The organism is Sporosarcina ureilytica, assembly GCF_001753205.1.
Classification (GTDB): domain Bacteria; phylum Bacillota; class Bacilli; order Bacillales_A; family Planococcaceae; genus Sporosarcina; species Sporosarcina ureilytica.
Genome location: NZ_CP017560.1, coordinates 740,619 through 761,882 on the forward strand (window position 1 = coordinate 740,619; position 21,264 = coordinate 761,882).

Below are 21,264 nucleotides of genomic sequence, written 5' to 3' on the forward strand. Positions count from 1 at the left end.
GTTGTGTACTTAATACTTTTTTTAGTTGTCTTGATAAGGTTTAGGGTTCCTGTGTTAAAAATGATTCTTATCATACACTAAAATATTTTAACACAGGGATCCCTTACTTATCAGTCTTGATTTGATCTATTAAATAATTGACGAAAGCATCGTCCCGCACAAGCCAGGCTTCGTAGTTTCTTTTAAGGAAACGTTCGCCTTCTTCGAAACTTGTAAAGGTTTGTTCCAACTTTATGTTATTTTGTTTAATTGCCCATCTTTGTTCATTTTCTGAATAAAGGAAAAAGATGTCTTCCATTCGGTTTTTATATAGAGAACCAAACGAAGAATGTTTTACATTATAGCGATTTCGTCGAGCATCTTCCCTTAATGGCTCTAGGTGGAATGTGTCCACCGCAAACTGTTGGAAAGCCACCTTGGTTAACGAGCATCCAGAAGCTTTGGCATGCCCGCCTCCACCGAATTGTCCTGCAATTTCAGATACGTCTACCTGATCATGTATGGTTCGAAAGCCGACTCGCTTCCCCCCAATATTTAGGATTGCAATGTAATCAAGATGCGGGTATTCTTTTCCAAGTTCATTGCCAAGCTCTGAATGGTAGGATTCCGCATAAACTACTCCAGCAAAATGAACGCCGGTTTTCAATTGGACGAGTTCTCGTCTTTTCCGGCGAATATAGCGTTCGATTTTATCTTCTTCCATATCGAGTATTTTCTTTTCAAATTCATCGAAGACAAAATGCTCACTTGAATTCAGACGACTAATCATCTTTTCTTCAAATTCCTCAATTGTTATGAGGAAGAAGAGGGCATTGAGGCGTTGTGCAAAATGGTTATTATTCTTTTCCCATTCCCATGTATCATACTGTCTAACGAGTTCGACAAATTCAGCGATAGATTCTGAAGGTTCCAGAATTTGATGTGTAACAAGGTATTGATAAAACAGTGAAGTTGCTGAAGTTAATTTTCCTTCGTTATCTTCTATAACGACATGACCCCACTCATAATGATTAAAGTGAAGAGCTGTTTTATGGTGATCAAGCAATTGTATTTTTCCACCATCTTGATAAAATGCCTCAAGTCTCTTCTCGTTTTCCTCATTTACCGACAAATCCGTAATCAACAAAAATGTTTCTTTATCATCATTTTCCAAAAACCATTCAACTTCGCGATCGAGACCAGAAACGGAATTGTAGCGTACTTTGACCTGCTTTCCAAAAGCAATTTTCGCTAAAATACCGCATCCAACGCCGTCCAAATCATTATGCGTCAACAATTTATACATGTCCTTCCCTCCTCGAATGACAGTATAGTCAAAATGTAGGGGGGACAGTCATCTAAAGAGTTGTATATTATTTGCTTATCAATTAGTTTAATGTAGCGAAATTTTCTATAATTAGATAGACTGAACTTAAATTCAACAAAACTAGCATTGAATCTATGTGAAGTGTGTATGAGGTGATAAAAAATTAGTGTCTAGGAGATAAAGTTCGCCTAACGAGAATGGAATGTTTTGATTGTACTAGAATGAGCGAAACCAGTATTCACGGACTTGGCACTGAATGAAAGGGGTGTTTTTATGATAAGTGTAGGAATTATAGGTCCACATTCTACAGTAAAAAAAATCTTGCATACTGCACAACGCATGCATTTGGACATTTTATTTCAATCATTTCCATATGAAAAGGTTAAAGAAACCAAAAGAATAATAGAGGAAAATAGAAATAGTGTAGATTTTTGGATTTTTTCTGGAAGGATATCTTACAATATAGCCTATCAAGAGATGAAAAATAAAGAGCGCCTGATTTACATACATCATACGGAAGCTGGTATTTTCAAGGGATTGATTGAATTTACGAATCAAACCCAATCCCCTTTTGATTACTTTAGTATTGACGAGATTTCAAAAAGTCATTTAGAAGATGCATTTAACCAACTTACGATTAAACGTGAACATATTTTTCTTAAAACGTTTTCTGAGAAGACGTCGACGGAGGAATTAATTCAATTCCACTATCATCATTGGCAAAATGGACATACAAAAGGTGCCATTACTTGCTATGAGGAAGTCTATTTACAACTAAAAAAAATGGGCGTTCCAGCGTTTAGAATATCTACAAGTGACATAGAGATTAAGCATACGCTTACTCTTCTTTCAGAGAGAATTAAGACAATCTATTTTAAAGACTCGCAAGTTGCAGTGCTCTTATTCGAAATGGTTCAATTGGAAAGTTATTTCAAAAGCTCTAAACAAATTTATGAACTCCAATTTTTGGAGTTGAAATTGAAAAAAATCCTTATTCTATTAAGTGAACAATTAAATGGTTCATTTGTTGAAAAAGGGCTTGGTCGATATTTAATTTTTAGTTCTCGTGGGGATACTGACAGGGAAATTCAAAAGATTGAAGAAACCGTAAATGATCTCATTTTGGAATCTGGATTGAAGGTTGGTATTGGCATTGGTTTTGGTGAAACAGTATTTTTAGCGGAGTTAAATGCGAATCATGCATTAAGAAAATCAAAAGAAGATGGCGGAATTATTTTAGTTCAAGAAAATGGGGAAGTAATAGAAGCAGAAAGCGAGAACCTAGATACCGTTGAATTTCCATATTTCAATGATAAAAACTTTATCAATACGCTTAAAAAAGAAAATATCAATTTGAAGCATTACATAGAAACGTTTGCTTTAGTGAAAAAATCAGGGGTGAACGAGTTTACTGTGAAAGACATTTCAACTCAATTAGCTAGAGATGAAAGAAACACTAGGCGTTTTATTGAAAGTCTTTGTGAGGCAGGATTAGCAGAATGTATTGGACATGAATCATTGCAAACGAGAGGGCGACCAAGGCGAATTTACAAATTAATGTATGCGATTAAATAGTGATGAAAGACTGTTGGGAATGATTATCTCAACAGTCTTTTTTAATGAACGAATTTCCGATTAGATTGAACTAGAATATAGTGAAATTCAGATGATTTTATTTTCAGAAAAGATGTTGCTTTTCATGATTATATTAAATATAATCAATTTAGGGTATTTAATGAATAAATACCCCTATACAATACATGAAGGGGAGAAGTTGCTTATGGAGCATCTAGGTTGGGTGTCATTGATTCCGCCTATTCTTGCGGTTATTCTTGCAATTGTTACTAAAAACGTTTTAGTCTCACTTTTCTCAGGTGCTTTTATTGGGGTGCTGATTCTTGTAGGCGGGAATCCACTTAAAGCAACGACGGAAACAATTGGTAATTATTATTTTCCAATCGTCGCGGATGGATATAATGCCGCTGTCTTAGTACTATTGTTTTTCATTGGCGGTTTTGTAGCGTTGATGGAGAAGTCTGGCGGTGGAAGCGCACTTGCTGCTAAAGTAACGAGATTTATAAATACGAGAGCTAAAACACAAATATCTGCTTGGTTTGGCGGTATTATCATCTTCTTCTCAGACTTAGGTACTCCGCTCATCGTGGGACCTGTCTTTGAAAAAATATTTGATAAAGCGAAGGTTTCACGCGAAAAGCTTGCGTGGATTATCGATTCAACGTCATCTCCAGTAGCTATATTAATCCCATTCATTGGATGGGGTGTTTATATTATGGGATTGATTAGAACAGAATTCGATGCGTTAGGCATTGCGACTTCTGAGTTTAGTACGTTTGTTCAAGTGATTCCCTTTCAGTTTTATGCAATATTAACCGTTTCTCTAGTTCCTCTTGTGGCACTAACAAAATTAGATTTCGGACCTATGGCGAGGGCAGAAAGAAGAATTCAGCAAACGGGCGAATTATATTGGACAGAATCTAAGCCGCTTAGAAGAGCTGAAAATATTGAAGGAGAAACAAAAGGTGGACGAGCGATTTTTATTTGGCTGCCACTATTGGTATTATTCGTTACGTTATTTGGATTGTTAATTTCATACGGTTTTCCTTTCGAACCTGTTCCAGGTAGTGATTTCCGAGTATCACTAAGTGCGGCATATTTATTTGCAGCCATTACAATAATTGGTTTAATGCTGTTTTATAATGTGAGAAAATTCGGAGAGGTTTTTGATATTTATACGAAAGGCATGCAAAAAATGGTTTACGTTGCACTTACGCTCGTTTTGGCATGGTCGCTTGGCAATGTAATTAAAGAAATGGGAACCGCTGAATTTATTATTGAAGTGATGAGAGGCAATGTACCACCGTTTATCATCCCGGCAATTTTGTTTGTTGTTGGTGTTGTCATTTCTTTAGCATCCGGTACTTCATGGGGCACATTCGCGATTATGCTTCCACTTGCGATTCCGATGGCGGTCGGATTAGATGCACATATGCTAGTTTGTATTGGTGCTGTTCTTTCAGGAGGCGTGTTTGGTGATCACTGTTCACCGATTTCCGATACGACGATTTTAGCATCAACAGGTGCTGGTGCGGATCATATCGATCATGTAAAAACTCAAATCCCTTATGCATTGTTAAATGCGAGTATTGCTTTTATCGGATTTATTGTTGCTGGTATTACAGGAAATGCTTATACGCTAGTGTTAACACTAGTCTTGCTTTTAGTGGCAGTATTTACACTATCGAAAATTCAAAACGTGAAAATGAGAAAAGAGGTTGGAGTATAAGTGAAACTATGGGGTGGAAGATTCACAGGTAGAGAAGATAACATCATGAAAAAATTTAATACCTCCTTACCTGTCGATCGACGACTATATTATGAAGATATTACTGGCAGTATTGCACATGTGAAGATGCTTGTAGCGTGTGAATTATTGACAGAAGATGAAGGAACTTTATTAGTGGATGGACTTGAATCGATTTTACAAGATATTGAGTCTGGCATCTTAAAAGTGGAAGGTGACTTTGAAGATATTCACTCTTTCGTAGAAATGAATTTAACGGAGAGAATTGGTGAAGTAGGCAAGAAACTTCATACAGCAAGAAGTCGAAACGATCAAGTTGCGGTCGATATGAGACAATATGCGAAAAATAAAGGACAAGAAGTAATGGTTGCACTGCAGCAATTAATTGATTCGTTAATGAAGAAAGCTGCGGAAAATAATGTCATTATGCCTGGTTATACGCATTTACAACGTGCACAAGTCGTGACATTTAATCACCATTTGGGTGCGTATGTTCAAATGTTTAGCCGAGACAAAAAAAGAATCGAAAATGCGGTAAATATTTTGGATGAAAATCCACTTGGTTGCGGCGCATTAGCAGGAACAACGCATAATATCGACCGTCAAATCACAACGGATTTACTAGGCTTTTCTAAACCAGTTGATAATTTCTTAGATGGGGTAAGTGATCGTGATTATTTACTTGAACTTATGTCTGGTTTTTCTATTACGATGATGCATATGAGCAGACTAAGTGAAGAACTCATTCTTTGGAGTAGCCAAGAATTCAAGTTTATTGAAATGGATGATGCTTATGCAACGGGAAGCAGTATCATGCCGCAAAAGAAAAATCCGGATGCTGCCGAATTAATTAGAGGGAAAACGGGTAGAGTATATGGCTCTCTCTTTGCATTGCTAACGACGTTAAAAGGTTTGCCGTTAACGTATAATAAAGATATGCAAGAGGATAAAGAACAATTTTTCGATGCACTCGATACCGTGTTAGATTGTCTGGAGATTATGGCGAAAATGATTGATACACTTCATGTACAGGAAGAAAATATGAAGGCGGCAATTAAAGCAGGTTTTTTAAACGCTACAGAAGTCGCTGATTATTTAGTGAGCAAAGGAACGGCCTTTAGAGATGCGCATGAAATTGTTGGTAAAATCATCATTTATTGTGAAGAGCAGCAGAAAGCAATTGAAGATTTAACAATTGAAGAATTAGCGAAGTTCAGCCATAATATTACAGACGATATTTACGCATATATCGACTACGAAGCTATATTAGAAAAGGGAAATAAAAAGCTAATCAAAGAGATTAGGTAACCTAAAAAGCTTTGTAATAGTTGATTCATCGGTTTTATATAATTAGAATTTTCAAATATAGCCTGACTCTAGAAAACTAGAGTCAGGCTATTTTTTTATGGCACAAAAGTCACCTCAACTTCACCAATATCCGAATACGACACTTTATATGTACCTTCCTTTGCAACAAGCGGAGAAATAAATGTACCTGAAGAGATGATCATATTTTTCTTTAAGATTTTATTCTTCTTCGCCAATTTTCGAGCCAACCAAGCAACGGAAGAAACGGGATTTCCTAACACCGCGGATGAAATTCCTTCACTAATTTTTTCACCGTTATGGAAAAGTTCCATTTTAATCTGTTCGAATGCATTAAATGAAAAAGGTTCAATTGGATTTGCTAAAACGACAAGGCCAGTTGCAGTGTTGTCACATAGTAAGTCAGGTAATGAAAAATTCGGAAACCAATCGATGTATCGCGCATCCGGAATTTCGATTCCCGCGCAAATGTTACTCTTCTTAATGATTTCTTCTTCACTGGCCCCAAGTGATAAATCATCCGTTAGAGCGAACATAATTTCAGGTTCAATTAAAGGTGCAAACAAAGAGGTAAGGGAAATAGAATCACCACTATGCATAATATGCGTTGAGAGTAACGTCCCGTAAGCCGGTTCATCCGTGTTCGCAATCGCTTGCGTCTCAGCACTTGTCATACTAATTTTATAACCAGCAATTTCGGTATTTTTTGACGCGCATTTTTGGTGAATTAATTTCTCCTGTACTAAATAAGAAGTCTCCTCATCCAGTGTATAACGATGTCGGATAAATTCGATAGGCTGTTTTGTTTCGTAAGAATTCATGATTGTCCCAACAATTTCATCTACTACACTTGTCAAAATAATCACCCCATTTAGATATGTATGACACTAAACATACTATATTAGGAGATTTCTGTGAAGAGGCAGTCACCTAGATTAAAATCCCCAATCTATTTGTCTTACGATAATTGTCATAAATGGCCTCCAAATGCTATCTAAAGTATACTACCATTATGGTAAGAAGTACTTTAACGGGTAACCAGTTAACCCAACTAAGCAACACTAAGGAGCAGTTTAATGAAGAAAATTAGAATTCTTTTTATAACTCTTGCGGCAATCTTAGTCGTAGCAATGATTACAATTATGATTACGACAAATATGAAAACGAAAGATAAGGGATTGGATGAATATGAAAGTGGCAATCTTGAAGATTTGCCTGATAATCTTGTGGATGAAAGTTTAGATGTAGAATCTGGGATTGATGTGGGGCATCATGCACCTGATTTTAAATTAACAACTTTAACCGGTGAAGTGGTCAACCTGTCTGATTATCGGGGGAAGACTGTCATGCTTAATTTCTGGGCTTCATGGTGTCCGCCATGTCGCGTTGAAATGCCCCATATGGAAACGTATTACCAAGAATATAAAGATCAAGATAACATTGAAATACTCGCAGTGAATATGACAACGCTTGAAAGAGGTAGCCAAGAGAAAGTACCCGAATTTGTCGATAAACATGGACTCACTTTTCCAATATTAATGGACGAAAAAGGCGAGGTTATGGATTTATATAAAGTGATTGTATATCCAACTACCTATATTGTGAATCCAGAAGGCGTCATTACAGACAAAGTCATGATTCCATTGGATGTTGAAGTGATTAAGTGGTTAATTGAGAATAGTGAAGAGTTTCGTGTGGATTAATAAAGTGCCCGTTTTCATTTTTTGAGAACGGGCTTTTTATAATTATGTTATCGAGTACGTTTATGTTAAAATCAAACTAATGAAAACGAACTATTGTTCTTGTTGGGGGGGAGGAGCTTCATGAAATTCGAGTGGAGAAAGAAGGAAAAAGATTTATATATACCAAAGCAAAAACCTGAACTAGTGGCGGTCTCTAAACAAAAGTTTTTTATGATTCAGGGGAAAGGTAATCCGAATCATGAAGAGTTTGCTGAAAGGGTCGGCGTGCTTTATTCGTTGGCCTATGCGATTCGGATGATGCCTAGAAATGGCTACACGCCTGAAGGTTATTTTGAGTATACCGTATATCCGTTAGAAGGAATTTGGGATTTAACGGAAGAAGGAAGGCAATTAGACGAACTCAATAAAGATGAACTGGTGTATACAATTATGATTAGACAACCAGACTTTGTCACAGCTGAAGTTGTTGAACGGGCTTTTGAACGGGTAAGAGAAAAGAAACCACACCCATATCTGGAAGAGGTTAAGTTTGAAACGGTAGAAGACGGGATGTCAGTGCAAATGCTTCATGTCGGTCCGTTTGATGAAGAACCGCAAACTTTTGAAAAAATGGATGCGTTTTTGGAAACTCAGCAGTTAGAAAGAGTTTCGTTAACGCATCGAGAAATTTACCTTTCGGATATTAGAAGGGTCGAACCGTCTAAACTGAAAACAGTGCTAAGGTATCAAGTAAAACCTCGAGGTTAAGTCTTAGGCAAGTCAATTTAGAAAGTAGGAACGACGAATGAAAAAATGGACAAGGAATATTGAAATAAATGCGCCTATCGAAAAAGTATGGTGTCTTGTTGACGGTTCTGTAGAAAATATGCAAAAAATCATGCCTAATGTCATTGAACATAAACCGATTAAAGTAACCGATGATAAAGTTGGAAGTGTTTATCGTCAAAAATACAAAGAAGGTAAAAGAATCGAAGAATACGATGTGGAAACATTGGACTATTTGAATACGCCTAAACAGAAAAAGTTGAAGGTTGGTTTTACCCTTGCAAGTATGTTTGAGATAACAGCTTCATATGACATCGCAAAAATTGCAGATGATAAAACTTCATTTACCTATACTGTAACGAATCGTCCTTTAAAATGGTTTGTGAAACTATTTTTATTGTTTGCTTCTGATAAAGTGGTTATTGAGTTTTTAGAACGTGTTAAAAAGATTGCTGAAGCAGATGAGTAAAGTATGTTTGACCAAATTAGTGTGTGCTGAAATAAAAATGCTTAGAAACTACGAAAAAAATCAGCCTTTCCTACCCGAAAGGCTGATTTTTTATGTTGATGGACTAATTAAAGATATTCACGTACGCGATCAAATAAGACATTATTTTCAAGGTGAACATGGTCGAAAGTATCTTTTTCAAGTTGTTCCAAACGTGCATATACTGTTCGGTACGTACCACATGCATCCGCTGGCGGTGTGAAGTCGTTTGTGATTTCCCGTAATTCATTTAACAAACGTCCTGCATTCTCATGTTCCTCTTCTAATTCCAATACATGAGGTTTAATTTGTTCTTTTAGTTCAGTCGTTGGATTTTTCAAGAAATCAAGAATGATCGGGAACACATTCTTATCTTCATCCTCCGTATGCGCTAAAAGTTCATCCCGTAATTCTCTATAAATCTCCTCAATACGCAGTAGATGCGGATTTGAATCGCCATGAACGCGAGCAACTCTCGTTACGTACGGTGCAATAGCAGGGAGCTCTTCTCTCAATTCATCGTGGTACTTTTCTTGAATATATGACACAAGCGTTCGATCGCCGAAAGAAGCAGGATGCATACTTTCACGACGTTCGCGTTTACTTTCTAATGCTTTCACCTGATTTAACACTTCTTCAGGTCCAAGATTACGGGCTTCCGCTGCTTCTTTTAGCGCAATTTTGCCGCCGCAACAAAAGTCGATACGTAATTTTCTAAATAAATCCGTACTTTGTGGTAATTGTGTAACGATATCGGAAACATGTGTATCTAATGTAATTTGAGTCATGCTAGTCTCCTCCTCTTTTGAATGTATATCTATCATAAAGGAAGCTTCGCCAAAAAGTTGTGATAAAAATCACAATGCCAGTCATGAAAAAACGTGAAAGTTTAAACTTTCACGTTTTTTTGGGTGGCCCGAAAGGTTGCGGCTTGTTGCTGAATTGTATCGAAGTTTGCAAAAAAATCATCTGGATGAAGCGGTTTACTAAACAAAAATCCTTGAATATGGAAGCAGTTATGCACCCATAAAAAATCCAATTGGTCGTACGCTTCGATTCCTTGGCGGTCACGTCGATATTCAAATGTTCAGCTACGGTAATAATCATGGTGCACAAAGCTGCATTATGTTTATTTTCCTGTATATTTTGAATGAAAGATCGGTCGATTTTTAAACGATCGATTGGAAATTGGTTTAAATAATGGAGGGAAGAATAGCCCGTTCCAAAGTCATCCATTGCAATCGATACACCAAGTGCTTTCAATTCTAATAAAACTTCTCTTGCATTATTAATATTCATCGTCATGCTTTCAGTAATTTCCAGTTCCAAAAATTTCGGTGCTACCCCTGTTTCTGTTAAAATGCCCTCAATAACTTGCACTAAATTTGGCTGAAAAAACTGTCGAGTAGAAATATTAACCGCAACACTGATATTGGGCAAGCCTTGCGCGTGCCATTTTTTTACCTGCTGACAAGCTGTTTTGAGCACCCATTCGCCGATCGGTATGATTAAACCCGTTTCTTCCGCAAGAGGAATGAATTTCCCCGGTGATACAAATCCGCGTTCTGGATGTAGCCAACGTACTAGCGCTTCTACGGCATGAATTTCACCTGTTTTCAAGTTGATTTGCGGCTGATACTCGATATACAATTCATTATTCTCAATTGCACTATGCAAATCATTTTCTAAAACGAGATGTTCCAATCGTTGTTCGTTCATCATCGGTTCGAAAAGTTTGAAATTCACGGGTGCATTTTGTGTTTCATACATAGCGATTTGAGCATTTTTAAGTAATTCAGTCTCGTTTTCACCATGCTCTGGATAACAGGCAACGCCGATGTTTGTGATGATATTTAGTTGAAAATGCTTCATTTGAATAGGTTCAGAAAAAATGGTTTCGATTTGTTTACAAAGTATTTCGATAGCTACTTCGCTTGTAAGAGAGTCTACGAAGAGCATAAATTTTTTACCCCGCATACTCCCTAGAAGTATGCTTTTCGGCAAACCTATACGCAGCCTATTCGCAATTGCTTCCAAAACGACTTCTCCGATATCGTGACCGAGCGATTCACTAATTGTTTCAAAACGTTCAACGTCAAGCATCATCACTGCTTTCTTAGTAGTAGGTTTATTTGCGATGGCCTCATTTACTTGCTTTTGGAAATGGCGGTAATTCGGAAGCTTCGTTATCTCATCGTAATACGCTAAATAAGAGATATGTTCTGCATGTTTTTTCTGCTCCGTAATATCTCTAAATACGATAATCGACCCGGCATTTTTCTTGTTTTCAATAAAAGGTGTTGTCACATAAGATACTGGGATATGGGACCCATCTTTTTTTGTAAACTCAGTTTCGATAATCGCTTCACTTTCAGTTTGGCATGGGCAATGTTTATCCGAATTATTGAGAATGCTACGCAAGTTTTTCCCGATTAATTCATGTTTCCGCCAATTTAATAAGCGCTCTGCCATTGGATTCATAAACGTAATAATTTGTTTATGATTCATCACAATGATTCCTTCCCCAATTTGAGAAGTCATTGTTTTTAAAAATTTCTCGGAATACTTTATTTGGTTTTTCTTTTTCTGTAATAACTGAAAAGGTTCTTGTACCGACGTATAATAAATGGCGCGCAATAAGAAATAGACTGCTGTTAATTGAAATAAATGTCCAAGAAAATTATGAATATCATCTACATATTTATAAGATGTAAACAGAAAATCTCCGATAAGCAAATAACAAGAAGCGACGAGCATCATTAAATTTCGCGTACGATCGGTATTGAAATGTTTTATCAAATAGACCATGCACAAAACTTGAATGGCTGCAGCTACGTATTGTAAGTTGTTTTTGAGTGAAGTAGGACCAACTCCGTCAATCACTAAATCTGGAAGCAATTTCACGGGATTGAAAATAACTGCAATCCATATGCCGGCATGAAGCAGGGCGATTCCGTAGGCAATCCAATGCTGATTGTTTGAGACAGGTTTGTCTTTGACCATTAAAACGATTAACAAACCTACCGCCAATACAAGTCTTGCGGCAATATAAAACCAAGTCGCTTGGTAAGGAGAGCTCTCCATAAGAAAATATGGCATGCCTTTATAAGTAATTGCATGAAAAATCTCTAATAACGCAATGCTGAAAAATAAGGCACCCAACCATATTTTTTGAACTGATAAAGTATGTGGAAAAGTCATCCATGCTTGAAGTGCAATGGTAAAAGATGCACTAATGATAAAGAACTCAATGAGTAAGTGAAGCATGACATAGTTGTCCTCAGAAAAAAGCCCAAATAATGATTCGCTAAAAAATAAAGCATAAAGAAGCAGCGAGAATGGAATGAGCATGGCTAAGTAATTATTCTTCCAAAACTGACTGTAAAATAGTTTTTTCATCGGTTTCACCCCTATAAACTTTTTACGGGTCGTTTGTTACGATAAAAATATGGGATAAACAAAATAAAACCGACCCTTAAAAAGAGTCGGTTGCACTAGTCGCTCCCAGCCGCCCAAGTGCCCATTTAAGAGCGGCTGTTCTTCGCTTCCACTTCTGTAAAATTTTCCCTAACACAATAATAATATAAAATTCTAAATTGCGCAATGTCGAAGGTGAATTTTTAATACGTAAATGGATGATTGTTGCCATTCATCTAATGAGTCACCTCAGTGGATGTGAAACATATAAATAAGATGAAAGACATGGCAGTACGATCGCTAGGAAACTGCCTGTTTGCATAGGAATATATCAAATTTGTATATAGCAGATTGCATGCAAGACATCATGAAAGGAAGGTGTGGATGAAAAGCAAACTGGAGATTGAGGCAATCATTCAACAGTTGGAAACCCGTATTGCAGATGACTTTGAAGCGCAAGATTTGGACTTCAAGCAATGGAATGATAGTAGTGTAGAAGAAAACATAAAAAAAATGATTCGATATGCTGTTTGTATGGCAAATGGTGGTGGGGGAAGTGTTGTTTTCGGCGTTGCTGATAAAGTAACCGGCCTATCTAATGTCTTATTAGGTGTTCCATTCAAGATAAATATTCAGGTGTTACAACAAAGAATACAGAATCATACAGTGCCGCCGATACTCCCTTCGTTTGATGAAATATTGTATGGAAATGGGACTATCCGAATATTAATCATGCATATTTTTCCTGGGAATGCCTATTATACGACGATTGAAGGTAACTCGACAGTGCGGCAAGGTAAAGAGTGTTTGCCATATGACCACCTAAAATAATAGTGACGGTCATCCGAACAATTATGGTGATTCGATTGAGTATAACTGTTTGGAATTTTCGGGTGACTGCCACTGTTTTTAAAATCATCATTTCAAATATGTTAGGACTATCCTATAATAGTAGTAGTGATTACTGTTACGGAAAAGACGTGGCCTCATTTTGGCGGATGGCTAGGATTTTCTGCAAATAATAGGGTGTAGGGATGGGTGAGATAATGAGTATCAAACAAACAGACGTTATTTTAATTGGCGCAGGTGTAATGAGTGCGACATTAGGGGCGTTGTTGAAAGAGTTAGCTCCGGATTGGAGATTGACAGTGTTTGAGAAGTTGTCAGATGTGGGTGAAGAAAGTTCGAATGAGTGGAATAACGCAGGCACGGGGCATGCTGCACTTTGTGAGTTGAATTATACGGTTGAAAATCCCGATGGTTCGGTCGATATTACGAAGGCGTTAAGTATAAATGAACAGTTTCAGCTTTCAAGGCAGTTTTGGGCCTATCTAGTCAATCAAAAGCTTATTCATAATCCGCAAGATTTTATTATGCCATTGCCTCATATGAGTTATGTTAGTGGAGAAGACAATGTCCGTTTTTTGAAAAATCGTTTTGAAGCGCTTACAAAAAGTCCGCTTTTCGATGGAATGGAATATTCGGAGGATCCGAAAAAGCTCGCAGAATGGATACCCCTTATGCTGAAAAATCGTTCACTAGATGAACCGATTGCAGCAACAAAGATTGATTCGGGAACGGATGTGAATTTTGGGGCACTCACACGTATGTTGTTTCATCATTTAAAAGATCATAATGTAGATATACATAATAAACATGATGTGAAAGATATTAAGCGGACAAGCGATGGTTTGTGGGAAGTGAAAGTAAAAAACCTTGAAACGGGCGCGGTCGAACGGCATGCGGCTAAGTTTGTTTTTATCGGTGCTGGCGGCGGTAGTATCCACTTATTACAAAAGTCTGGAATACCTGAGGGGAAACGAATTGGCGGATTCCCGGTAAGTGGATTATTCATGGTATGTAATAATCCGGATATTGTCGAACAACATCACGCAAAAGTTTATGGGAAAGCTTCAGTTGGTGCACCGCCGATGTCGGTTCCGCATCTAGATACGAGATATATCGACAATCGAAAATCTTTATTATTTGGACCTTTTGCAGGTTTTACGCCGAAGTTTTTGAAGGAAGGTTCAATTCTTGACTTACCAACTTCAATAAAGCCGCATAATATTATGACGATGTTGGCGGCAGGTGCAAAAGAGATGTCCTTGACGAAGTATTTAATTCAACAACTATTATTGTCAAAAGAACAGCGAATGGAAGAGTTGCGAGGCTTTATTCCAAATGCGAAAGCGGAGGATTGGGATTTAGTTGTCGCGGGGCAACGTGTACAAGTGATTAAAGATACGGTTGAGGGTGGAAAAGGGACATTACAATTTGGAACGGAAGTAGTGAGCGCAGAGGACGGCTCAATTGCTGCATTGCTCGGTGCATCACCGGGTGCTTCGACGGCTGTTCATGTCATGCTTGAAGTCATTCAAAAATGTTTCCCAGAGCATCTAGAGGCGTGGGAACCGAAAATTAAAGAAATGATTCCTTCTTATGGCGTATCACTTGTGGATAACCCGGAACTGTTCCATGAACTGCTTACTTCAACGGCGGAAGCGCTTGAACTGATTGAGAAATCGGAAGTGACAGAAGCAGATGAAGAAAGAGTTTTAGAAAAGGTATAAAAATGAAGAACAATTGAATGAATTCAAGTAGAAACATCTAGAGAGAGACCGGGGGGAAAACATGATTACATTTATAGTAGCCATTGTTTTATTAATATTTGGCTATATAGTATATGGTAAATTCATAGAGAAAACGTTTGGACCGACTGATTCACGCAAAACACCGGCATATGAAAATAGTGATGGTGTCGATTATGTACCGATGAATAAGCATAAAAATGCTTTAATTCAATTATTGAATATTGCAGGAACGGGGCCTATTTTTGGTCCGATTATGGGGGCATTGTTTGGTCCGGTAGCGTTTATATGGATTGTTCTAGGTTCAATTTTTGCAGGTGCTGTACATGATTATTTAACCGGTATGATTTCTATTCGAAATAGAGGGGCACATATTCCTGAACTAGCTGGAAGATTTTTGGGAGCAATCAGTAAACACATTGTGAATCTTTTCGCTTTGTTGCTATTACTGTTAGTTGGAACCGTTTTCGTCACGACACCAGCATCCTTATTAGCCATTTTATTGAATGGACAAGTAGCACTTTGGATTTTAATTACCATTATTTTTATTTATTACTTTTTATCGACAATTTTACCGATCGACAAAATTATTGGCCGTTTTTATCCGATTTTCGGTGCTGTTCTTCTAATTGGAACATTGGGTGTTGGGGTTAGTCTATTGTTCTCCGACTACAAGATTCCAGAGTTAACATTGGAAAATATGCATCCTGCAAATTTACCGGTGTTTCCAATTTTATTCTTCACAATTACATGTGGCGCATTGTCCGGCTTCCACGCGACACAGTCACCGATTATTTCTAGAACGGTGAAAAAAGAATCAGAAGGACGTTATGTTTTTTACGGCATGATGATTGCAGAAGCTGTAATTGCCATGATTTGGGCAGCGGCGGCAATGAGTCTGTTAGATGGTCAAACGTTAAGTGAATTCATTAACACTGGAACACCTTCAGCGGTTGTGAATGAAGTGTCGATGACATTACTAGGCGCTGTTGGTGGAACAATTGCTGTTCTTGGTGCGATTGTCCTTCCAATTACTTCAGGGGATACGGCATTCCGTGCAGCACGCTCGATTATTGCAGACTATTTAAAGATTGATCAAAAACGCGTTGCGAAACGTTTAGCGATTGCGATTCCATTATTTGCGATTTCTGCTTTATTGACACAAATCGATTTCAATATTTTATGGAGATATTTCTCGTGGGCGAACCAAGCAACGGCTGCAATTGCACTTTGGATTGCGACGATGTATTTATTCGTCAAAGGAAAAAATTATTTTATATCACTTATCCCAGCATTATTTATTTCTTATATGGTACTTGTTTATATTTTATCCGAAAAAATCGGTTTCAATTTAGACTTAAAAGTATCATTCATTGCCGCGATTCCCTTAATGATTGTTTTAGTTATTATGTTCTTTATGAAAGGTAATTCGAATAAAAAATATAAAATCGTAACAGATATTGCAATAGATTGACACGAATAATTTTTATAAAACTCTCTAGCCATCATGGTTAGGGAGTTTTAAATCTTTAAAGATGCATTATTTTAGGTAGCATTGTGCAATACAACAATTTCCTAGCCATTTATTTAACATAGGATTCTTTTTTTTGGATAACTTAAAGTTAAGTGAGGTGATGGCTTTGAAAATTGAAAGATCGGATGAGTGGAAAGAAGGATTTATTGAACGGTTGGAAAATCGAGCACCTTGGGATAATTGGAAGTTATATAAAATGAGTTACGATATTGCAAAAGCGAATTTAATTACTGATTTCAATGGACTTCAATCGCCAAAGTATTTGCCGAATCTTACACCGTTAGCCCATCAACTGGACGTAGCGGAAACGGTCATTGAAAGAATGAATGGGAAGGCAATTCTTGCTGATGAAGTTGGGCTTGGTAAGACCATTGAGGCAGGGTTGATTTTAAAAGAATACTTAATTAGAGGACTCGTGAAAAAAGCCCTAATTTTAGCACCGGCTTCCTTGGTGAATCAGTGGATTGATGAGCTCAGCCAAAAATTTCATATTCCCGCCATCCAATATCGGAAAAATTATGATTTAAGCCAATGTCAAATTGTTGTGATGAGCATGGATATGGCTAAAAGAAGTCCTCATAAGGAAAATATTTACGCGCAAGATTATGATTTAATTATTATCGATGAGGCGCATAAATTAAAGAACCATAAAACGAAAAACTATGAGTTCGTACAAAACCTTAAGAAGAAGTTTTGTTTATTACTAACAGCTACGCCGATCCAAAATAACGTGTTTGAGTTATTCCACCTCATTTCTTTATTGAAACCTGGACACTTAGGAAATTATGAAGCGTTCCAATCTGCATTTTCCGCAAGCAAACACGATGTAGAACATGATGAATTTTTAAAAGAACTCGTGAATCAAGTTATGGTCAGAAATCGACGAGAAGATACTGGAATAGAATGGACAAATCGTCAAGTTCAAATTATCCCGATTCAATTTTCGAAAGAAGAAAAAGAAGTGTATGACGAAATTAAATTATTGAAAGAGATATCTCCTGTTTTTTCAGCGGCTTTTTCGATGATCACATTGCAACGGGAAATGTGCAGTAGTAAAGAAGCTGTCTGTTTGACCTTAACGAAAATGAAACAAAAATGTACAAAACAAGAGGAAATATCTTATGTAGATGCCCTCATCCAAAAAATCATGCAGCTTCAAATTAACTCAAAAGCTGAAAAAGCCTTTGAAATTATTTCAAATGTAAATGATAAAGTTATCATTTTTACTGAGTATGAGGCAAGTCAAACGTATTTACAACATTACTTATATTCAAAAGGGATTTTAAGTGTACATTTTAATGGAAGGTTCAACAAAAATAAACGTGATTGGGCAAAGCAATTATTTCGTGATAAAGCGCAAGTGTTAATCGCGACAGAGTCTGGAAGCGAAGGGATTAACTTGCAGTTTTGTAGTCATGTCATTAACTATGATTTACCTTGGAATCCAATGAAGCTGGAACAACGGATTGGTCGTGTGCACAGAATTGGACAAGAAAATGATGTTCATATTTATAATTTAGCGATTCAAGATACAATTGAGGATCATATTCTCGATTTGCTTTATAAAAAAATTGGGGTGTTTGAAAAAGTAGTGGGCGAGTTAGATGATATTTTATCCTTCGTGAATGAGCAGCAAAATCCTAAATCAAAAACTTCCTAGCGATTATGGAAAGGAGGATCTCTATGTATCCCCATCAGATTCACGATTATTTACAACGTTTTTTTACGGAGACTGGTTGTCCTATATTGACAGAAAACGACTATTATATGATTGTTCAATTGACGGTTGATATGGATAAAAAGATTATGAATCGTCCATTTTACTGGCATTATTTAGAGAGTACAGGCGGCGAACCGCAACCGGCTCAGTTGACGTTAATTACCGATAAAACTGAAATTGCAGATACTATATTTGGAGAAGTTGTTCATTTCGGATCTCCAAGACTGAGTCAACTATTTCAAACGACGAAAGAGATGGGCTCGTTTGTACAGATGTATGAGGAGGGCTTCGGTAACCGTGAAACGATATTAACACCATGGTTAGGGGTAAATTATAAAGTATCGTATTGTTACAATCGAACGAAAGAAATGCTGTATTCGTTAGGCATTAATTTAATGACTGGACAACAAATTGAAGAGTTTCACGAGGTATTACGTGATAAAAAGTTAAGGAATCATCCACCAGTAAATACATTTACATTGCCGTATACGATAAAACCGTTGCGTGCATTAGACAGGTTAAATGATGTCATCGAAAATTTCATCCAGCAAGATGATCATTCCTGGGCAGAAGAAGCGAAAAAAAGATGGGTGAGGGAACAAAGAGTGTTGGACCATTTTTATGAAGGGGTTGAGATTAAACCCGATAGTTATGAAGTTGAAAAAGAGGCACTTGAACAGCAGTACGAGCCGAAAATTAAAATAGACATGATTAATGGTGGATTGTTTTATTTAAGGTGATGGGTTTGTTTATGTTTCAATCAATTGTAATTATGTTAAAAGGTTTTCCCATGAAAATATATGTCAACTTCGTAATGCATTGAATATTTCTGTGTAGAGTTATTTTTGTTGATTGTAGTGGAGGGCGGCGACTCCTGTGGGATTAGCGGGACAGGTGAGACCCCGCAGGGAGCGTTAGAGACTGAGGAGGCTCACCGCCCGCCCCACGGAAAGCGTCCGCCCGGAACGGAAATCAACGTTGTTTGCGATTTACTTTGCCAATGTTGATTATTATAAATAAGCTCATATTTGATATTGTTGGGCAGAACTGTCATTAGATCTATCACAGATTTGTAGTCGTACTCAGGATGAAAAACAACTGAATTTGTTATATAAAAAACATTTTGAATATTTGGTTCAGTTGTAGTAATATATATGTTACTATTCGTAATAATGGGTAGAGCTCATTATTTTCGAAATGATGAAAGGAGTACTCCATATCGTTTGATTTGTTTTTGGTGTTGTTAAATAAGGATGTCGAACATCGACAAGGGGGAAAATGATGACACAACAAACTACAATTCAAGAAAATATTAATTTTGAGAATTATCCGCAACAGCCGCATGGGGGAAAATTGGTTGATAAAGTAGTAACGGGGAAAGAACTTGAAGCGGAATTGCTCAGATCAGAGCAGTTACCTAAAATTATGATTGATATGGAAGCAGTGATTACAGTTGAGATGATTGCAACAGGGGTTTTATCGCCGAATGAAGGATTTATGAATGAAGTCGATTATAAGTCCGTGCTCACGAAAGGGCGATTGGACAATGGACTTGTTTGGCCGGTTCCACTCAGTTTTGCACCCATCGGCAAACGCAACGAGCAGATTGTGAAAACATTGTCTGTTGGGGATGAAGTGACACTGGTGAATGAACAGGGGCAATCCATTGCCATTCTGAAATTGAATGATATTTTTGATTACGATAAAGAATTTCGTGCGTCGCATTTATTTGGCACAACCGATAGAAACCACCCAGGCGTGGACGCGATTTATAGGCGTATGGGAGACACGGCACTTGGGGGACCAATAAAGCTGTTACGTCGAGTCGATTGGGGACCATTTGAAAAGCTTCGATTGGAACCTAAAGATACGTGGCGTGAATTTTACGAAGAGAAGAAGTTTCGTTCGGCGGCGGGTTTTATTACGGGGGCAAATCCGTTACACCGCGGGCATGAGTATATTCATAAAAATGCGTTAGAAGAAATAGACGGTTTATTGTTACAACCATTAGTGGAAATGGCAAAGCGTGAGTATACACGTCACGAATTCCGAATGCTTTCCTATAGAAGCGTTTTAGAAACGTATTATCCGGAAGGCAGGTCGATTCTGGCACCATTAAGAGTGACCTATATTTTTGCAGGACCGCGAGAAACGGTTTTACATGCATTAATTATGAAAAATTACGGATGCACGCATGCGCTAATTGGACGAGACCACGCAGGAATTGGGGAGTATTATGACAAGTATGCGAGTCATACTATTTTTGATGAGTTTGATCCAGCTGAATTAGGGATAGACGTTCGATTGTTCCATGAAGTGTTCTATTGTACACGTTGTGATGCATCGGCCACAGAGCAGTCTTGTCCGCATGATCATCAATATCGAATTAATATTTCTGGAACAGGTATTCGTGAAATGCTTCGCCATGGCATTATGCCGCCAAAAGAAATTGTACGTCCAGAATCAGCACGAATTGCGATGCAAGGCGTCCAGCCTAAAGGATTAGATGAGGAAGGCAGGTCCGTATCCCCAGTCGGTAAAACGATTAAAAGTATGTTCCCTTTTTATTTAGAAAGAACGAGACTTGGCGGCCGAAAACGTCCAGTTCCTCTAACGGTTGAAGAGTTGACGAACTTAGATTTAGAGACGGTCAATTTAGACGTGCGCGCGAACGCAGATCGAATCTATCAAGAGATTTTTGAAGAATTTAGCAGAGTCGGTGATGTGAATCGAGGGTTACAGCCGGAATGGGTTGGTGCTGCACAGGAGTCCCTACACAAACAACAGCAGATGGTCATTCAAGATTTAGAAGAAAAAGTGGCACAAGCGCCTGAGATTGCATCGGACGAATTCATGTATCAAGACCAAGAAGAGGCGAAACGTGAACTTGAAGTCGCTAAAAAGATTTTGCATGATATCCCGGCAGTGCTCGATGATCATAGACTAGCTTACCGAACGTGGAATGTCTTACCCTATAAGCGTTACTGTGGGAGTGACGAACCGACAGATGAAGACGAAAAATAATATAAAAAAACTCAGCCATTTAATAAACGGCTGAGTTTTTTAGCAGGCACGATAGATTGGTTGGACTTT

16 protein-coding genes and 1 riboswitch are annotated in these 21,264 nt (G+C 37.7%); of the genes, 12 read left to right on the forward strand and 4 right to left on the reverse strand.

Annotation, left to right across the window (positions count from 1 at the left end; translation table 11 throughout):
• Positions 1-103 precede the first annotated feature (103 nt).
• Positions 104-1,285 carry a DHH family phosphoesterase gene (locus BI350_RS03755; protein ID WP_075526908.1) on the reverse strand — a complete coding sequence of 394 codons (1,182 nt, stop codon included), beginning with the start codon at positions 1,283-1,285 and terminating at the stop codon, positions 104-106.
• A 294-nt stretch (positions 1,286-1,579) separates the two neighbouring features.
• On the opposite strand from BI350_RS03755, the gene BI350_RS03760 reads away from it, so the two are divergent.
• From BI350_RS03760 to argH, 3 genes are all read left to right on the forward strand, one after another.
• Positions 1,580-2,881, forward strand: coding sequence for a hypothetical protein (locus BI350_RS03760; protein ID WP_075526909.1), 1,302 nt, complete (start codon positions 1,580-1,582; stop codon positions 2,879-2,881).
• Positions 2,882-3,086: 205 nt separating this feature from the next.
• Positions 3,087-4,610: a Na+/H+ antiporter NhaC family protein gene (locus BI350_RS03765; RefSeq protein WP_075526910.1), complete on the forward strand. Its 1,524-nt coding sequence runs from the start codon at positions 3,087-3,089 to the stop codon at positions 4,608-4,610.
• A 45-nt stretch (positions 4,611-4,655) separates the two neighbouring features.
• Positions 4,656-5,936 (forward strand): argininosuccinate lyase, encoded by a 1,281-nt coding sequence (gene argH, locus BI350_RS03770; RefSeq protein WP_211117168.1) that lies wholly within the window; start codon positions 4,656-4,658, stop codon positions 5,934-5,936.
• 95 nt (positions 5,937-6,031) lie between these two features.
• On the opposite strand, the gene BI350_RS03775 is transcribed toward argH, so the two are convergent.
• Positions 6,032-6,811 carry a 2-keto-4-pentenoate hydratase gene (locus BI350_RS03775; RefSeq protein WP_425423238.1) on the reverse strand — a complete coding sequence of 260 codons (780 nt, stop codon included), beginning with the start codon at positions 6,809-6,811 and terminating at the stop codon, positions 6,032-6,034.
• A 219-nt stretch (positions 6,812-7,030) separates the two neighbouring features.
• On the opposite strand from BI350_RS03775, the gene BI350_RS03780 reads away from it, so the two are divergent.
• From BI350_RS03780 to BI350_RS03790, 3 genes are all read left to right on the forward strand, one after another.
• Positions 7,031-7,657 carry a peroxiredoxin family protein gene (locus tag BI350_RS03780; RefSeq protein WP_075526912.1) on the forward strand — a complete coding sequence of 209 codons (627 nt, stop codon included), beginning with the start codon at positions 7,031-7,033 and terminating at the stop codon, positions 7,655-7,657.
• A 120-nt stretch (positions 7,658-7,777) separates the two neighbouring features.
• Positions 7,778-8,404 carry a GyrI-like domain-containing protein gene (locus tag BI350_RS03785; RefSeq protein ID WP_075526913.1) on the forward strand — a complete coding sequence of 209 codons (627 nt, stop codon included), beginning with the start codon at positions 7,778-7,780 and terminating at the stop codon, positions 8,402-8,404.
• A 37-nt stretch (positions 8,405-8,441) separates the two neighbouring features.
• The gene (locus tag BI350_RS03790) at positions 8,442-8,891 is read left to right on the forward strand and encodes an SRPBCC family protein (RefSeq protein ID WP_075526914.1); all 450 of its coding nucleotides are present in this window, start codon (positions 8,442-8,444) and stop codon (positions 8,889-8,891) included.
• A 107-nt stretch (positions 8,892-8,998) separates the two neighbouring features.
• Here the strand turns inward: BI350_RS03790 and ric are convergent, their stop codons facing one another.
• Positions 8,999-9,697, reverse strand: coding sequence for an iron-sulfur cluster repair di-iron protein (ric, locus tag BI350_RS03795; protein ID WP_075526915.1), 699 nt, complete (start codon positions 9,695-9,697; stop codon positions 8,999-9,001).
• A 109-nt stretch (positions 9,698-9,806) separates the two neighbouring features.
• The gene (locus BI350_RS03800; RefSeq protein ID WP_075526916.1) at positions 9,807-12,308 is read right to left on the reverse strand and encodes a bifunctional diguanylate cyclase/phosphodiesterase; all 2,502 of its coding nucleotides are present in this window, start codon (positions 12,306-12,308) and stop codon (positions 9,807-9,809) included.
• A gap of 75 nt (positions 12,309-12,383) precedes the next feature.
• Positions 12,384-12,467: riboswitch (cyclic di-GMP riboswitch) on the reverse strand.
• A gap of 243 nt (positions 12,468-12,710) precedes the next feature.
• Here BI350_RS03800 and BI350_RS03805 point away from each other — a divergent pair.
• The 6 genes from BI350_RS03805 (at position 12,711) to BI350_RS03830 (ending at position 21,195) form a co-directional block, all read left to right on the forward strand.
• Positions 12,711-13,157: an ATP-binding protein gene (locus tag BI350_RS03805; RefSeq protein WP_075526917.1), complete on the forward strand. Its 447-nt coding sequence runs from the start codon at positions 12,711-12,713 to the stop codon at positions 13,155-13,157.
• A gap of 215 nt (positions 13,158-13,372) precedes the next feature.
• The gene (locus BI350_RS03810) at positions 13,373-14,899 is read left to right on the forward strand and encodes a malate:quinone oxidoreductase (protein WP_425423239.1); all 1,527 of its coding nucleotides are present in this window, start codon (positions 13,373-13,375) and stop codon (positions 14,897-14,899) included.
• Positions 14,900-14,960: 61 nt separating this feature from the next.
• The gene (locus BI350_RS03815) at positions 14,961-16,391 is read left to right on the forward strand and encodes a carbon starvation CstA family protein (RefSeq protein WP_075526919.1); all 1,431 of its coding nucleotides are present in this window, start codon (positions 14,961-14,963) and stop codon (positions 16,389-16,391) included.
• Between the two features lie 160 nt (positions 16,392-16,551).
• On the forward strand, positions 16,552-18,111 hold the full coding sequence (locus BI350_RS03820) for a DEAD/DEAH box helicase (RefSeq protein ID WP_075529224.1): 1,560 nt from the start codon (positions 16,552-16,554) through the stop codon (positions 18,109-18,111).
• A gap of 23 nt (positions 18,112-18,134) precedes the next feature.
• Complete coding sequence (locus BI350_RS03825; RefSeq protein ID WP_075526920.1) at positions 18,135-18,911, forward strand: YqhG family protein; 777 nt, start codon at positions 18,135-18,137, stop codon at positions 18,909-18,911.
• Positions 18,912-19,452: 541 nt separating this feature from the next.
• Entirely contained in the window at positions 19,453-21,195 is a 1,743-nt protein-coding gene (locus tag BI350_RS03830) for a sulfate adenylyltransferase (protein ID WP_075526921.1), read from the forward strand.
• The last annotated feature ends 69 nt before the right edge of the window (positions 21,196-21,264 follow it).

Excerpts from the sequence above, each read along its gene's own strand:
- BI350_RS03755 (WP_075526908.1), bottom strand. The coding sequence starts at position 1,285 with ATGTATAAATTGTTGACGCATAATGATTTGGACGGCGTTGGATGCGGT.
- BI350_RS03760 (WP_075526909.1), top strand. The coding sequence starts at position 1,580 with ATGATAAGTGTAGGAATTATAGGTCCACATTCTACAGTAAAAAAAATC.
- BI350_RS03765 (WP_075526910.1), top strand. The coding sequence starts at position 3,087 with ATGGAGCATCTAGGTTGGGTGTCATTGATTCCGCCTATTCTTGCGGTT.
- argH (WP_211117168.1), top strand. The coding sequence starts at position 4,656 with ATGAAAAAATTTAATACCTCCTTACCTGTCGATCGACGACTATATTAT.
- BI350_RS03780 (WP_075526912.1), top strand. The coding sequence starts at position 7,031 with ATGAAGAAAATTAGAATTCTTTTTATAACTCTTGCGGCAATCTTAGTC.
- BI350_RS03785 (WP_075526913.1), top strand. The coding sequence starts at position 7,778 with ATGAAATTCGAGTGGAGAAAGAAGGAAAAAGATTTATATATACCAAAG.
- BI350_RS03790 (WP_075526914.1), top strand. The coding sequence starts at position 8,442 with ATGAAAAAATGGACAAGGAATATTGAAATAAATGCGCCTATCGAAAAA.
- ric (WP_075526915.1), bottom strand. The coding sequence starts at position 9,697 with ATGACTCAAATTACATTAGATACACATGTTTCCGATATCGTTACACAA.
- BI350_RS03800 (WP_075526916.1), bottom strand. The coding sequence starts at position 12,308 with ATGAAAAAACTATTTTACAGTCAGTTTTGGAAGAATAATTACTTAGCC.
- BI350_RS03805 (WP_075526917.1), top strand. The coding sequence starts at position 12,711 with ATGAAAAGCAAACTGGAGATTGAGGCAATCATTCAACAGTTGGAAACC.
- BI350_RS03810 (WP_425423239.1), top strand. The coding sequence starts at position 13,373 with ATGAGTATCAAACAAACAGACGTTATTTTAATTGGCGCAGGTGTAATG.
- BI350_RS03815 (WP_075526919.1), top strand. The coding sequence starts at position 14,961 with ATGATTACATTTATAGTAGCCATTGTTTTATTAATATTTGGCTATATA.
- BI350_RS03820 (WP_075529224.1), top strand. The coding sequence starts at position 16,552 with ATGGCTTTGAAAATTGAAAGATCGGATGAGTGGAAAGAAGGATTTATT.
- BI350_RS03825 (WP_075526920.1), top strand. The coding sequence starts at position 18,135 with ATGTATCCCCATCAGATTCACGATTATTTACAACGTTTTTTTACGGAG.
- BI350_RS03830 (WP_075526921.1), top strand. The coding sequence starts at position 19,453 with ATGACACAACAAACTACAATTCAAGAAAATATTAATTTTGAGAATTAT.